The sequence below is a fragment of the Atopobium deltae genome (assembly GCF_001552785.1).
Classification (GTDB): Bacteria; Actinomycetota; Coriobacteriia; order Coriobacteriales; family Atopobiaceae; genus Atopobium; species Atopobium deltae.
Genome location: NZ_KQ959483.1, coordinates 21,227 through 36,571, shown reverse-complemented (window position 1 = coordinate 36,571; position 15,345 = coordinate 21,227). Strand labels below are relative to the sequence as shown.

General features: G+C 53.8%; 13 protein-coding genes. 12 read left to right on the top strand and 1 reads right to left on the bottom strand.

The features are described 5' to 3' along the window. Window positions 1-10: 10 nt before the first annotated feature. From HMPREF3192_RS00155 to HMPREF3192_RS00135, 5 genes are all read left to right on the top strand, one after another. Entirely contained in the window at window positions 11-1,027 is a 1,017-nt protein-coding gene (locus HMPREF3192_RS00155) for an acetylxylan esterase (RefSeq protein ID WP_066304313.1), read from the top strand. Then, window positions 1,024-2,016, top strand: coding sequence for an acetylxylan esterase (locus HMPREF3192_RS00150; RefSeq protein WP_066304312.1), 993 nt, complete (start codon window positions 1,024-1,026; stop codon window positions 2,014-2,016). Before HMPREF3192_RS00155 ends, HMPREF3192_RS00150 begins: the two co-directional genes overlap by 4 nt. Continuing rightward, window positions 2,009-2,929: a dihydrodipicolinate synthase family protein gene (locus HMPREF3192_RS00145; RefSeq protein ID WP_066304311.1), complete on the top strand. Its 921-nt coding sequence runs from the start codon at window positions 2,009-2,011 to the stop codon at window positions 2,927-2,929. The genes HMPREF3192_RS00150 and HMPREF3192_RS00145 overlap by 8 nt, the downstream gene beginning before the upstream one ends. A gap of 79 nt (window positions 2,930-3,008) precedes the next feature. Then, window positions 3,009-3,983 (top strand): ROK family protein, encoded by a 975-nt coding sequence (locus HMPREF3192_RS00140; protein ID WP_066304307.1) that lies wholly within the window; start codon window positions 3,009-3,011, stop codon window positions 3,981-3,983. 29 nt (window positions 3,984-4,012) lie between these two features. Beyond that, window positions 4,013-4,693: an N-acetylmannosamine-6-phosphate 2-epimerase gene (locus tag HMPREF3192_RS00135; RefSeq protein ID WP_066304306.1), complete on the top strand. Its 681-nt coding sequence runs from the start codon at window positions 4,013-4,015 to the stop codon at window positions 4,691-4,693. Between the two features lie 116 nt (window positions 4,694-4,809). Here the strand turns inward: HMPREF3192_RS00135 and HMPREF3192_RS00130 are convergent, their stop codons facing one another. Next, window positions 4,810-6,165, bottom strand: coding sequence for a carboxylate--amine ligase (locus tag HMPREF3192_RS00130; RefSeq protein ID WP_066304304.1), 1,356 nt, complete (start codon window positions 6,163-6,165; stop codon window positions 4,810-4,812). A gap of 105 nt (window positions 6,166-6,270) precedes the next feature. Between HMPREF3192_RS00130 and uvrC the strand changes: the two genes are divergently transcribed. The 7 genes from uvrC (at window position 6,271) to gpmI (ending at window position 15,299) form a co-directional block, all read left to right on the top strand. Beyond that, window positions 6,271-8,325: an excinuclease ABC subunit UvrC gene (gene uvrC, locus HMPREF3192_RS00125; RefSeq protein WP_082715477.1), complete on the top strand. Its 2,055-nt coding sequence runs from the start codon at window positions 6,271-6,273 to the stop codon at window positions 8,323-8,325. Window positions 8,326-8,438: 113 nt separating this feature from the next. Beyond that, complete coding sequence (gene rapZ / locus HMPREF3192_RS00120; protein ID WP_066304301.1) at window positions 8,439-9,347, top strand: RNase adapter RapZ; 909 nt, start codon at window positions 8,439-8,441, stop codon at window positions 9,345-9,347. An 86-nt stretch (window positions 9,348-9,433) separates the two neighbouring features. After that, entirely contained in the window at window positions 9,434-10,369 is a 936-nt protein-coding gene (gene whiA, locus HMPREF3192_RS00115) for a DNA-binding protein WhiA (protein ID WP_066304300.1), read from the top strand. A 239-nt stretch (window positions 10,370-10,608) separates the two neighbouring features. After that, window positions 10,609-11,634, top strand: coding sequence for a type I glyceraldehyde-3-phosphate dehydrogenase (gap, locus tag HMPREF3192_RS00110; RefSeq protein WP_066304296.1), 1,026 nt, complete (start codon window positions 10,609-10,611; stop codon window positions 11,632-11,634). A 155-nt stretch (window positions 11,635-11,789) separates the two neighbouring features. Further along, the gene (locus HMPREF3192_RS00105) at window positions 11,790-12,983 is read left to right on the top strand and encodes a phosphoglycerate kinase (protein ID WP_066304294.1); all 1,194 of its coding nucleotides are present in this window, start codon (window positions 11,790-11,792) and stop codon (window positions 12,981-12,983) included. Further along, window positions 12,976-13,740: a triose-phosphate isomerase gene (gene tpiA / locus HMPREF3192_RS00100; RefSeq protein ID WP_066304292.1), complete on the top strand. Its 765-nt coding sequence runs from the start codon at window positions 12,976-12,978 to the stop codon at window positions 13,738-13,740. Before HMPREF3192_RS00105 ends, tpiA begins: the two co-directional genes overlap by 8 nt. Then, window positions 13,740-15,299, top strand: coding sequence for a 2,3-bisphosphoglycerate-independent phosphoglycerate mutase (gpmI, locus tag HMPREF3192_RS00095; protein WP_066304290.1), 1,560 nt, complete (start codon window positions 13,740-13,742; stop codon window positions 15,297-15,299). Before tpiA ends, gpmI begins: the two co-directional genes overlap by 1 nt. Window positions 15,300-15,345 lie beyond the last annotated feature (46 nt).

The window sequence follows — 15,345 nt, the reverse complement described above, 5'->3', positions numbered from 1 at the left end:
TGTAGTTTCCATGCTTAGTTTTGAACAGCAGCGCCAGTATTTGGAGTCCTACGTAGGAACCAATCCTATCCCTGCTGACTTTGATGATTTTTGGGCAGCTCGTATGGCTGAGGCTGACAGCTGCCCACTCAAATTTTGGCTCGAGCCCGCCGAGGTTGCCGACTATCCCAGTTGTCAATTTTTTAACCTGTGGTTTGTTGGCATGCATGAAGCGAAGTTGTACGCGCGCTTTTTGCGCCCTGCACAACCTGCGCTCCCTGTGCTTTTGCGCTTTCATGGGTATCCAGGAAGGACCAGAAGCTGGCTCGAAAACTGCACTTTTGCGGGCCTCGGTTTTGCTACTATCACCATGGATAACCCTGGTCAGGGCGGTCGCAGCCAAGATGTGGGAGGCTTTTGCGGTCCCACGGTGGCAGGTCATGTCGTGACGGGGCTTACGGGCGATCAAAAGAACCTATATTACGTGCGCTTGCATCAAAACATTCGCATTTTGTGTCGCGTAGTACGTGCGCTTGAGGGCCTTGACGCGCAGCGCGTGTATGTGTATGGGGATTCTCAGGGCGGCGGCGTGGGCCTTGCGACCTGCGCTTTAAATGCTGATTTTATACGCCGCGCCGCGATTTTATACCCCTTCCTCTCCGATTTTCAAAAGATCTATGAGCTTGGTGCCGACCAGCTGGCTTACGAAGGTCTGCGCTATTACGCGCGTTGGTTTGATGCGGACGGTTCGCAGGCTGCTTCGAATTTTTATAAGCTTGGCTACATCGATAGCGTCTCGTTTGCACATTTGGTGCGCTGCAGCGTGCTGTTTGGTACAGGTCTCGTTGATGACATCTGCCCCGTGGAAACCCAGTATGCGGTGTACAACAATTTGCGTTGCGATAAAAAGCATCTACTGTTTCCCGAGTTCGGGCATGAAGAAATACCCGCCTTTGATAATGCGGCACTGTCATGGTTTGTTAAGGATGCCTTTGGCGAGAAGACCGTCGCGGGTGAGAAGACCGCGTCTGGCTGTGATGCGTTATGAGCGATATAAAGTGCTATTGGCAACAACGCCTTGAGCAGGTGCAGCATCACCTACAAATACTGTGGAAAGCACAGCCGTCTACCATTGAGTACAACGTGTTTCCAGAGTTGGAGAGCCTGCCATCAAACCAGACAAAACTTGGGGAAAACTCGACGATTTTCTCGACAGTCCCGCACTATGGGCGCATTTATCTTGACGCTTGTGATGGTGTACCATTGACGATTCGTGTGGTAGAACCATCTGTTTCGATGGCGTCGTCAATCTCATCGCCGTTGCCAACGGTCGTTTACTTTCATGACATGCACACGGGTCCGCGCAGCTGGCTGTATCTGACTCGCTATTGTGCCTTGGGCGCGCGCGTAGTGATGCTTGATCAGCGCTTTTGTCCGTATGACCTCGTGTCTGATGAGGGGGCAACGCAAGCACAGCGCATTGAAGATAGCCTTTTGACGGTGCTTGTGGCGCTGGGGATTGCGCAGCAAGATGCCGCTGATACCCAAGCCGCCGCCGATCTCGCCACCTTTGCCCCTCAGCCCCTTGCTTGCATAGGCGAAGGTACGGGCGCAGGTCTTGCTCTTGCCGCCGCGTCCATACTGGGCCCGCGTGTGACAAAACTTGCGATACTCAATCCATACCCCTGTGATATACCGCAGGCCTACCGCACCCATGCAACACCGCAGATCTATCAAAGTCTGCACAGCTACTTGCGCCACCATGAGCCGCAAGGCGCGCACACCGATGATCTTCTCGCTCAACTGAACTTCCTTGATTGCTTGAGCTTCGCGCCAGACGTGACCGCCGCAACTCTGATGGGTGTCGGCGAGCTGGGGCAAACCGAGCAACTGTCCTCATTTGATGCGTTGTACCAAAAGCTGGGTACTTCTCATAAAAAACTTGTAAGCTATCCTCGATGGGGTTATGAGAGAATCAATGACTTCGAGGATGCAATTTTGCAGTTCATTCACTTTGAAAGGAAAGAACATGAGTGATTTTAAAATTGGCGGCGTCGTTCCTCCGGTGGTAGTGTCCGAGCGAGAAGATCATTCATTGGATATCGCTTCCTTTGAAAACCTCATCAACCGCATGATTGACGCGGGCGTTGACGGGCTGTTCTTCTTGGGTTCTTCCGGCGAGGTTGTGTTTTCGACTGATGCCATGCGCGAGCGGGTGATTACCGAGGCCGTTCGCATCGTCAATCACCGTGTTCCCGTGTTGGTTGGTATTATCGACACCGAGACCGAGCGCGTGCTTGAGCATGGTCGCATGGCGCAAAAGCTCGGCGCTGATGCCGTGGTGGTCACCGCGCCTTTTTATGCTTTGGGCGGCCTGACCGAGATTGCCGATCACTTTCGCATTGTGGCTCGCGAGCTGGATCTTCCCGTGTTTGCCTACGATATTCCCGTGTGCGTGCACACCAAACTGCCGTGGAAACTCATGATCGAGCTCGGCCACGAGGGTGTGCTTGCGGGCGTTAAGGACTCCTCTGGCGACGACATCAATTTCCGCTACCTGTGCCAAGAAAATGCCAAGGCTGGCCACCCACTGTCCGTGTTGACGGGCCACGAGATGGTCGTCGACTGCGCTTATTTGTGCGGCGCCGATGGTAGCGTTCCCGGTCTTGCCAACGTTGAGCCCTATGGTTATGTTCGCATGTGGAAGGCCGCGCAGGCAGGCGACTGGGCAACGGCTAAGCTCGAGCAAGACAAGCTCAACGAGTTGTCGCACATCTTTGATGTCACGACGGGTGTGCAGGGCTACGCAGGTGGCGTTGGCGCGTTTAAGACAGCGCTGCAGCTCATGGGCATTTTTGAGACAAATCAAATGCCTCGTCCCGTGAAGCGTTTGACGGGCGAGAATGTCGAGAATATCCGCGAAGTTTTGGTTTCGTGCGGACTGCTGTAAAGATTTGCTCGCGGTATCACATAGATTGTCGATCATCAGCTAGTTTGAGTATCAGCCAAGGTTTGCTGTAAGGAGACGCATGTCGGACACAAAAAAACAGCCGCTTATCGCCCTTGATATTGGCGGCACCAAAATTGCTTCGGGACTCGTTTTTCTTGACGAGCGCTCGACGCCGCGCCTGACAATGCTTAACAAAGTGGCCACCGACGCACAACAAGGCGGTGCAGCGGTGCTCGAGCGTGTGTGTGACGCCGCGCAAGCACTCCTCAACCAGGCACGTCAGGCTGGTTATGAACCTGCTGGCATTGGTATTTCGAGTGCTGGCGTTATCGATCCAATACGCGGTGACGTGCATTTTGCTAACGATGTAATGCCCGGCTGGTCAAATACGCCCCTTGCTTCAACGGTAGCAACGCGCTGTGGTTTGCCGACCAAAGCACTCAACGATGTGCATGCACATGCCTTGGGTGAAGCGCGCTACGGTGCTGGAAAAGCCTATGCGAGCTGCTTGGTCGTTGCGGTGGGTACGGGCATTGGTGGCGCTTACGTGTATGATCACTACATCATGCGTGGCGCCCATGATGTTGCGGGAAGCATTGGTCATGTGATCTGCCCACAAGCTGCCGATATGCCCTGCGCCTGCGGTCGCTCTGGTCATGTCGAGACGATTGCAGCAGGCCCTGGTCTTCTCGCCAGCTATAAAGCTCTGGGCGGTAATATGCATCGCGAGGATGGTACGTCCATTACTGGCGCTGATCTTAGTCAGCGCGCCGATGCAGGGGACGGCCTCGCGCAAGAAGCGCAGTCGCGTGCTGGCTATGCACTGGGCGCGGTACTGGGGAGCACGTGCAATATGGTGGATCCTGCGTGTATTATCCTGTCCGGCTCAGTGGTACAGTCTGGCGTGTTTTGGCACGATGCGCTCCGTCGTGGCTTTGGGGCGCAGGCTATGGATCCTCTGGCAACAACTCCGCTGCTCACTGGCGAGTTAGGTGGTATGGCACCGTTGATTGGTGCTGCCGAGAATTTCGTCCGCTTTGCGTATCGTCAATAAAGGTTTGGCAAAAAAGTCTGGAGGGTCCTATGAATCCCATTCTTGAAGCTATTCATCATAAACTGATCGTCAGCGTGCAGGCATATCCTTCGGAGCCCCTGCGTCGTCCCGATATTATGGCGGCTATGGCGTTGGCAGCCGAGCAGGGTGGTGCCGCCGCAATTCGTTGCCAGGGCCTTGCCGACATCGCTGCCATTAAAGGGCAGGTTGAGGTCCCCGTAATCGGTTTGTGGAAAGAGGGACATGAAGGCGTCTACATTACGCCCACCTTGCGACATGCACTTGCCTGCGTGTGGGCAGGCTGCGATGTTGTGGCGCTTGATGCTACCGATCGTCCTCGTCCCGATGGTCGTAGCTTTAAAGAAACGGTTGACGAGCTGCGCAAACAAACCGACGTGCTCATCATGGCTGACTGCATGACGCTCGACGATATTCGTCATGCGGTCGCCTGTGGCTGTGACATCGTTTCGACGACCTTATCGCACAACAAATCTGCGATTGACACGATCTTAAACGAGGGACCCGACATTGCATTGCTGCGTGCCGCGACTGCCGAGTTTCCCGATTTTCCCGTTATTTGCGAGGGTCACGTGCACACACCTGCCGATGCTCGTGCGGCGCTTGATGCGGGTGCTTGGGCCGTGGTTGTTGGCACAGCGATTACGCATCCAACTTCGTTGACAAACTGGTTTGTTGACGCGCTGAAATAATTACAGTACGTACGTTAAACAAGCTCACATACGGCAAACAAGCTCACATACACTAAAACGAGCCTGCACACCATTGTTTGGAGTGCAGGCTCGTGCCTTACAATGAAGTTTCTTGTTTAAAACGAGCTATCCGTCGGCTTGGGATAATATTTTGCGAATTTGCGCAGTTGATTGTACTCGGTCAAAAAGACGTTCATCATGCGCTTTGATCCGCGATCTGCCTTGTAATGCTGCGGGTTCGCCACTTTTTTCTGGGCGATAAGACCGTTCACTTCGCTCAGCAGTTGTGGATCGCGAATATAGCGACGCAACAGCTGGAGTGGAACCAAGGTATAGAGCGCTTCTTGGTCAGCGATGTGCACGGATTTCTTGCTGGTAGATTTTGCATAAGTGCTGGTCTTCTTGGCGACTTCATCGCTCTTCTCGCCAGCACTGTCCTTATCGCCCGCGCCGCGCTTCTCGACACCCTTCTCGCCCTCGCCAAGCCCAAGCGCCTCTTCCACCATGATACGCATGGGGTTGACGCCACCTGCAACGTTGTAATACGAGTTGCGCCCGATGCGCGGATTGCAGTCCAAAAAATATTCGACGCCCGTTTGTGGGTCGCGCTTAATATCAAAGTTGGCAAAGCCGTGCCAGCCGATGCTTGCGAGCATCTCTTCGGCCTTGTTCCACAGCTCAGGCTTTTGGCGAAGCACCATGGCAACGGGGTTGCCCAGCATAGTTGGTGCATGATCCTCTAGCAGCACCTGCGCCGCGCCCAGCATGCGAGCGTGTCCATCGGCGCCCATATAGATAGTGATGGAGTCCATATAGGTATCGTCACCAGCGATAAGCTGCTGCACCAAAAAATCTCCCTCAAAGCCTACATCACGCAGCTTGTGCCACAACTCGTCGAGCTGAGCTTGCTCGGTAAAGTAATATACCTTTTTAAGACCCAGCTTCATCCACGAAGAATACTGCGCCGACTCGGCGGGTTTTGCCACCACAGGAAACGGCAGCTCCGTTGACGCGATGGGCTTGGTGCCTGCCAGCTTAATGCGCTCGGTTTGCGGCGTTGCAAGACCATGGGCACGGCACAAGCCAGAAAAGCGCGCCTTATCGCAGACGGATTTGAAGGCCTCCTGAGAGGGGAGCACGCAGACAACCTTTTGAGGAAGTTGGGTGTGAATCGTTTCGAGCAGTTGTATGACGTGATCGGTATTGCCGATAAGAACGACGTGTTTTTGCGAAGCCTCGCTCGCCAGCTCGCACACAGCTTCGAGAATGACCTCGGCGGAAAGCTCTGGAAGCGCATGTGTTGTCAGGATGCGTGAATGCGTAATAGCGGCAATAAAGTCAGTGTTGAGCACGCAGGGAAGTACGTCAAAAGCCTCGTGAAATTGTCGCGCAAGGGCATAGGCACCAATATCACCACCGATGACGATAGGCAAGATATCAACTCGCTGTTCTTTATGCGCATCTTGGCTCATGACCGCTCCTTTTGTAGATTGTTTTGAGATCGTTTGTTCATGCGGATTATAACACGGGCGTACTGCTGCAAGCATAACGGGGGTTAACTGGGGTAGGATGATGACATGACTACTTCACATGACAAAGCACCCTTGGAGGACACGCCCGCCGCAGGTTTGGACACGCCGCCCGACACGTCTGTAGCCACGTTATCCGTCGCGCCTGACGCCGCCCCGTCCGCTGCACCACCCGCATCGCCTGCGCTTACCCTCGCGCAGCAGGTCGACCAGGTGCCAACACAGCCAGGCTGCTACCTGTGGAAAGACGCCCGCGGGCAGGTGCTGTATGTGGGCAAAGCCAAAAATCTGCGCGCACGCATGCGACAGTACATCCATGGGACCGACGATCGTGTCAAAATCCCTTTTTTAATGGAGCAGACCGCTGGCTTTGATTATGTGGTTGTAGGCTCCGAGCATGAGGCTCTTGTGCTCGAGATTAATTTGATTCAGCAATATCATCCGCCCTACAACGTCAACCTAAAGGACGATAAAAGCTATCCCTACCTGGCGCTCACCAAAGGAGACATCTTTCCCGCGCTCAAATATACGCGCGAAAAGCACAAAGCCCGCACACGCTATTTTGGCCCGTATACGGATGCCAAAGCCGCCCGCAAGATGATCGAAATTGTCAGAAAACTGGTCCCCTTATGTGTGAGTGAATGCGCCGAGTGGCGTCGGGTTTCTCGGCTGCTCAAAGCGCATCCCGAAGATGCTAACGTCATTACGTTGCTTGAAGCAAATCAGGGGCGCCCGTGTTTTGACTATCATGTTGGCAAAGGCCCTGGTGTATGCGTTGGGCAGATTACGCCCGAGGCATACGCGGAGCATGTGGCTTTGGTCGAGGCGTTTTTGTCGGGGCACACGAAGCACTTTATTACGAAGCTGACCGACGAAATGCACGAGGCTGCCGCGCAACTCGATTTCGAAAAGGCCCAGCGCATCAAAAAACGCATCGAGGTCATTCAAAACTTAAGCGCCAAGCAGCACGTCGTCTTCAACCAATCGTTCGACGCCGATTTTGTGGGCATTTGGCGAGAAGAAACCATTGCTGCTGCCTGCGTTTTTATCGTCCGAGAAGGGCGTGTGATTCGTAGCTGCGAGTTTGTGCTCGATAAGGGCAACGAGGTGAGCGAACAGGAGCTGCTCGCTGGCTTTTTGAAGCAGTACTACGAGCAGACTTCCGACATCCCGCATCAGATCAACGTGGCATGTGCGCTTGCTGACGACGACGTGCTTGCCGAATGGTTAAGCGCAAAAGCGCAGCATAAAGTGCATTTTCATGTGCCTCAGCGTGGCGAGAAACTCCGTCTGCTCACGATGGCTGCCGACAACGCTCACCACATGTTGGTGCGCTATCAGGTGCGCACGGGCTATGACGATAAGCGCACCAACGCCGCCTTGCTGCAGCTCGAGAGCGCCCTTGCCCTTGACAAGCCGCCCATGCGCATCGAGTGCTTTGATATTTCAACCATCCACGGCCGTTTTACGACCGCTTCGATGGTGGTGTTCACTGCAGGCAAGCCCGATAGGGACCAGTATCGTCGCTTCAAAATTAAAACGCCACTGATGGAGGCAAACGACATTGTCTCGATGGCTGAGGTGATGGAGCGCCGTTACGGCCTCCCACGCCGAGAAGATCCACGCTTTGGCTCGATGCCTGATCTGCTGATTTTGGATGGCGGCAAGCCGCAACTTCATGCCGCGCAAAAGCAGCTCGAAGAGCTTGGCGTGCACATTGCCATGGCAGGTCTTGCCAAGTCGGATGAGGAGCTCTTCGTGTTGTGGGATGACGTGCCTGTGGTCTTGCCCTCGGGTTCTGCGTCGCTGTATTTGGTCAAGCAGGTGCGCGACGAGGCCCACCGTTTTGCGATTACCTTCCACCGAGAGCTGCGCGGCAAGGCTATGACGGTATCCATTTTGGACGAAATCGAGGGCGTGGGTCCCAAACGCAAACGTGCACTTCTCAGGCATTTTGGAAGCATGAAAAAACTTCGCGCCGCTTCCGCCGAGAAGATCGCGCAAGTGCCAGGGATTTCTTCGGCGCTTGCGACGACGATTTACGATACTTTGCAGAGCTGGGACGAAGAGCTGCAAGAGGTACGCGATCGCGCAAAGCTGTGAACAAACAAAAGCTGTGAACAAACGTGTACACTTGAGCTGTGCTCTCGTGTGCGGACCGTGTGTGCGGCCCCAGTGTTGCAAGCGCACCGCACTAAGGATGAAGGAGGACGTCTATGTCATCAAAAACGACCGTTGCTGTTCCCGATGTAGTGGTCATTACTGGTATGAGCGGTGCAGGACGCACCGAGGCAATGCATGTTTTTGAGGACTTGGGCTACTACGTTATCGATAATCTTCCTCCTAAACTCATGCTCACCCTCGCAAAGATTATTGGCATCAATTCTGGTGTGGGAAGACACCTTGCGGTGGTCTGTGACCTGCGCAGTCAGGGGCTGTTCGACGAACTTCTCGACGCTCTTGAAGAACTAATGACTCACGAACTCTCGTACAGCCTTTTATTTTTGGACGCTTCCAATGAGGTGCTGCGCCGCCGTTTTTCGGAGCGCCGCCGCCGTCATCCCCTTGCACAGGAGGGGGAGGACATCATGCATGCCATTACCCGTGAGCGCTCGCAGTTGGCGCGCGCCCTCGAGCGTGCCGATTTGGTGCTCGACACCAGCCGCATGCGTACCAGCACGCTGCGCAATCGCATTCAAGCCCGCTATTCGGAGCTTACGCCCACGCAACTCATGGAAGTGAACGTGTGCTCTTTTGGCTTTAAATATGGCATGCCTACTGAGGCGGATATCCTCATCGACGTGCGCTTCTTGCCAAATCCGTACTACGATCCCGAAATGCGTTACCTGACGGGTCTTGACGAGAAGGTCTCGTCGTATGTGCTCGAGCATCCCGAGACAAAAAAGTTTTTGCAATCCTGGGAGCGCCTGTTGGATTGCATCATGCCTGGCTACATCGCTGAAGGAAAGCCGCACCTTACGATTGCGGTGGGCTGCACGGGAGGTCAGCATCGCTCGGTGACCCTCGCCGAGCAAACGGCACGCTATCTGATGGAGCAGGGCTATCAGGTCACTACCTCGCATCGCGATTTGTCTCGTGCCGAGAAGCGCCCAGCACACAAGTAAGCCGTAGCTTGCACCACCCACCGCCAGCTGCCCGCTAACATCGAACATCTGCACCCGTAAGGCCATTGCATACAAGTGAGGAGCTTATGTCATTTACCGCCGAAGTCAAAGATGAGCTTTCGCGCGTCAAGCGCTCTTCTCACCATGCCGATATGGCCGAGCTCGCCGCCCTTATCCGCATTTGCGGAACACTGTCGTTTAGGGGACCGGGCTGCTATTCCATTCGTGTTTCGACCGAGACGGGCGCGGTGGCTCGTATGGTGTTGGGCTTGACGCATGACGTCTTTAGCCTCAAGACGAAGCTCACCTTTCGTCAGTCGATTTTGCATAAGACGCGCAATTATCTGATCGAAATTCCCGATCAGGAAGGCCTTGCGCAAGCGCTTGTGAGTATGGGAGTGCTCACCAAGCAGCACAGTCTTGCCTCGGGAATCAATCAAGAGCTGCTCGTTAACGCATCCTGTTGTGATGCGTTTATTCGCGGGGCTTTCTTAGCGGGCGGATTTATCGCCAATCCGCATGGTGACTTCCATCTGGAAATTGCGGTTATGGGCGAGCAATTTGCCAACCAACTCGTCGAGCTCGTCAACAAGCGAGGCATTCCCGCACGGCTGCATCATAGGCGAGGGGCTTATGCTGTGTACCTGAAGAGTTACGAGGACATCGTCGCGCTACTCACGCTGTTGGGAGCGCATAAGATGAGTCGTGCGCTGGTAAAGGTCCGGCATATGAAGTCGCTTAAAAATGATGTCAACCGCCGCGTCAATGCCGAAATCGCTAACCAGGCGCGCTCAACCAATGCCGCTGCCGCCCAACTTACCTGCATTGCGCATATCAAAAAAACGGTGGGCTTGGAAGCACTTCCCGCATCACTCAAAACATTTTGTGCACTGCGTTGTGAGTTCCCTGAGCTGTCACTGCGCGACTTGGGCCAACAAGTAACGCCGCCCTTATCAAAATCGGCGCTCTATCATCGTTGGTTGCGCTTGCAAGAATTTGCGCAATCGCTTCAGGGTTCGTAGCGTCCGCGCGTCTTCGCACGGTCTTCTCGCCAGCCGCTGCTACACCCACACCCGCCTCGCCGCAGTCATTAATTGATCAGTGAATGATGGTCAACTTGCAGGTAGATGCCACAATTTTTGGTAATTTCCTCGTTTTGCTATACCCGAATGAGCAAAATAAGGGTAGTATAACAACAGCAGTCCAATAATGAGACCAATTCGGAAAACAAGATACCGAAGGTTTCTCGAAAGGAGAAAGCATGGCAGTTAAGGTTGCTATCAACGGTTTTGGTCGTATCGGTCGTTTGGCGTTCCGTCAAATGTTTGGCCATGAGGACTCAGAGATTGTTGCAATCAACGATCTTACGTCCCCCGAGATGCTTGCCTATCTTTTGAAGTACGACTCAACACAGGGCAACTATTCTCGTGATCACGCTATCAAGGCTTCTGACGATGCAATTATTGTAGACGACAAGACCATTACCATTTACAAGGAGGCCGACGCAAGTAAGCTTCCTTGGGGCGAGCTTGGCGTAGACGTTGTCCTCGAGTGCACTGGTTTTTACACCTCTAAGGCTAAAGCACAGGCTCACATTGATGCTGGTGCAAAGAAGGTTGTCATCTCTGCTCCTGCAGGCAAGGATCTTCCCACCATCGTATACAACGTAAACCACGAGCAACTCACTGCAGATGACGACATCATCTCTGCAGCTTCCTGCACCACCAACTGCTTGGCTCCTATGGCCAAGGGTCTGAATGATTTCGCTCCTATTGTCAGCGGTATCATGACCACCATTCACGCATACACTGGCGACCAGATGACCTTGGACGGTCCTCAGCGCAAGGGTAACTTCCGTCGCTCCCGTGCAGCTGCCGAGAATATCGTTCCTAACTCCACGGGTGCCGCTAAGGCTATTGGTCTGGTAATCCCTGAGCTCAATGGCAAGCTCGTTGGTGCTGCTCAGCGCGTTCCAACCCCCACTGGTTCTTTGACCAACCTGTACGCTGTTGTTGACAAGAAAGTTACTGCTGACGAGATCAACGCTGCTATGAAGGCATACTCCGACAGCATCCCCGAGACCTTTGGTTACAACACCGACGACATCGTATCGCGCGACATCATCGGCGACACCCACGGTTCCATCTTTGACGCCACCCAGACGATGGCTCAGGACCTGGGCAATGGCCAGACCTTGGTACAGGTGACCTCTTGGTACGACAACGAGAATTCTTACACCTCGCAGATGGTCCGCACGATTAAGTACTTCGAGAAGTTCTTTGCATAAGATTGCTTGTGTAACGGTTGCTCAGGTATCGTATGACCGTTTGGTATAACCGATTGCTCAGTAATCGCTGAAGTATGTTTGTAAGGCGCGGTTGCAGCTTTCGAGCCGCGACCGCGTTTCTTTTGTTCTTTTGGAGTCCTTAAAAGGAGGATGAGATGGCATTTACGAAAAAAACCGTTCGTGACATTGACGTCGCGGGCAAGCGTGTCCTGATGCGTGTCGATTTTAATGTGCCCCTAAAGGATGGCGTTGTCACCGATGACACCCGCGTTCGCGCAGCTATTCCCACGATTAGCTACCTCAAAGAGCACGGCGCAGGCATCGTGCTGATGAGCCACTTGGGCCGTCCTGCTGGCACTGGTTTTGAGAGTGAGCTTTCGCTTGCTCCCGTTGCGAAGAAGCTCGCTGAGCTTACTGGCTATGAGGTCAGCTTCTGTGATGATACCTATGGCGATAAGGCCGCTGCTGAGGTCGCCTCTGTTAAACCAGGCGACATTTTGCTTCTCGAGAACGTTCGTTTCTTGAAGGCCGAGAAGAAAAACGATCCTGAGGTCGCAAAGAAGCTTGCTTCCTACGGTGACATTTTTGTCCTCGATGCCTTTGGTACCGCACACCGTTCTCAGGGTTCCGTAGTGGGACCAGCCGCCTACCTTCCTGCCGTCGCAGGATTTTTGCTCGAGAAGGAAGTTGACACTCTGACGTCCATCTTTGCTTCCCCTGAGCGCCCCTTTGTTGCTATTGTCGGTGGCTCTAAGGTTTCCAGCAAGATCGGTGTTCTCGACCACCTTATTGATTCGGCCGATACCCTGATCATTGGTGGCGGCATGGCCTACACCTTCTTCCTCGCAAAGGGCTACAAGACGGTTGGCACCTCGCTGAAGGAGCTCGACTGGATTGAGCCTGCAGCTAAGATGCTCAAAAAGGCAGAGGAAAAAGGCTGCAAGATTTTGCTTCCTATCGACAACGTTGTAACCGATCACTTTGGTGAGGACGCTGTGGGCAAAGTAGTTGCTTCCGACAGTATCCCTGAGGATCGTATGGGCATGGACATTGGTCCTAAGACGGTTGAGCTGTACTGCGATGCTGTCAAAGAGGCCAAAACCGTCTTTTGGAATGGCCCCATGGGCGTCTTCGAGTTCGATCAATTTGCCACTGGTACCGAGGCTGTCGCACGCGCGATTGCTGCATCTGACTGCACTTCCATCATTGGTGGCGGCGATTCGGTCGCAGCTATTAACAAATTTAAGCTTGCCGACGACATGAGCTGGATCTCGACTGGCGGCGGCGCTTCAATGGAGCTCGTCGAGGGTAAACAACTTCCTGGAGTGGAGGCTCTTCTTGATGCGTAAACGAGTCATTGCCGGCAACTGGAAGATGAACAAGAATTGCACCGAAAGCGTGCTTCTTGCTTCCGACTTGGCCGACGAACTGAGCGATGGCACGCGCGACGTTGATGTTGTCGTTTGTCCTCCTACGGTTGACTTAAAGGTCGTCTCGACTGTGATTGACCAAAAGTCCGCACCCTTTGCCTTGGGCGCACAAAATGTGTACTGGGAAGAGTCGGGTGCCTACACGGGCGAGACTGCTCCTTCGATGCTTACCAATGTTGGTGCGAGCTACTGCATCATCGGCCACTCTGAGCGTCGCGGTTACTTTGGCGAGACCGACGAGGACATCAACAAAAAAGCAGCCGCGCTTCTCGCGCACGATATTATTCCCATCAGCTGTTGCGGCGAGCCCCTTGAGGTCCGCGAGGCAGGCAATCACGTTGCCTTTGTCGTGGATCAAATTAACAAGGACACCGAGGGCCTGACCATCACCGATCCTTCTCGCTACATTATTGCGTATGAGCCCATTTGGGCCATCGGCACGGGCAAAACGGCTACCGCAGATGACGCGCAGGAAGTGTGCGGCGCCATTCGTACCGCACTGACTCAGCGTTTTGGTTCGGTTATTGCGGACGGCATTCGCATTTTGTATGGTGGTTCGGCCAAGCCCGAAAATGTGGCATCGTTTGTCGAGAAACCCGACGTAGACGGGGCACTCGTCGGCGGCGCATCCCTGAAGGCAGATTCGTTTAGCGCAATGGTTAAGGCGGTTATGTAATGACAGATGTACGTACTCCAGCACTGCTCGTTGTTATGGATGGACGCGGAATTGCTCCTGCTGGTCCAGATAATGCAATCTCGTTAGCATCAATTCCTTTTTGGGATAGCTTAATTGAGAAGTATCCCAACACAACCCTGGGTGCTTCTGGTGAAGACGTTGGCCTGCCCGCAGGTCAAATGGGTAACTCTGAGGTAGGACATCTGAACATCGGCGCTGGTCGTATTGTGTATCAGTCCTTATCGCTTATCAACAACGCTATTAAAGACGGATCTATTAAGGACAACCCCGTGTTGACCCGTGCGATGGATGCGGTTATTGCTGACGATAAGACCCTGCACATCATGGGTCTTGTCTCACCTGGTGGCGTTCACTCCAACCTCGTGCACGCCGAGGCTTTGGTTGCCATGGCTGCCGAGCGTGGCGTCAAGCGCATTCGCATTGATGCCTTTACCGATGGTCGCGACGTGGCACCTCAGTCTGGCGCGGGCATTATGGAAGGCTTTGTGAAGTATCTTGAGGGCGTTGCGGCTCGGTACAACACTGACATTGCCATTGCTACCATCGCTGGTCGTTACTATGGCATGGATCGCGATAATCGTTGGGAGCGCGAAGAGCTTGCCTACAATGCGATTGTTCTTGGTGAAGGCGTTGAGGCATCCGATCCTGTCGAGGCTTTGAAGTCCTACTACGAGGAGGATCCTCGTGGCGATGAGTTTGTCAAGCCCGTGGTGCTCGATAAGGGCGGCCTAAACGATGGCGATGCCATTATCTTCTTTAATTTCCGTCCCGACCGTGCGCGCGAGATCACACGTGCGCTTACTGAGCCTGAATTTACGGGTTTTGAGCGCAAAAAGTTTGCGAACTTGGCAAGCTTTGTCACGATGACCGAGTATGATCCCACCTTTAACCACGTTGACATTGCCTTTGGCAAAATTGTGCCACCGCATGTATTGGCTGACGTGATCTCTGATGCAGGACTCACGCAGTTCCACACTGCCGAGACCGAGAAGTACGCGCACGTCACCTTCTTCCTGAACGGCGGTATTGAGGCTCCTAAGAAAAACGAGACACGTGTCTTGATTCCTTCGCCCAAGGTTGCGACCTATGACTTGCAGCCCGAGATGAGCGAGCCCGGCGTCACCGCTCGTTTGACCGAGGCCATTAACAATGACGAGGCAGATTTTTATGTCGTGAATTACGCTAACTGCGACATGGTAGGCCACACGGGTGTCGTTGACGCAGCTCGTCGTGCTACTGAGGCAGTTGACCACGGTCTGTCGAAGATCATTCCCGCCATTTTGGCCAAGGGTGGCTTTGCGCTTATCACCGCCGATCACGGCAACGCTGATCACATGTACAACGAGGTTGATGGCAAAAAGATGCCCGTCACGTCGCACACGACAAGTCGCGTTCCTCTGATTATTGTTGATGACAAGCAGCCCGAGTTGCTCGATGTACCCGATGCTCGTCTGTGTGATGTAGCACCGACGCTTCTTGCTATGATGGGCATTGAGCGTCCCGCCGAGATGACTGGTCGCGTGCTTATAAAACAGTAGTCTTTTTGTATCGAGTGTGTTAAGCTGTTTTGCTGTGAGCAAACGC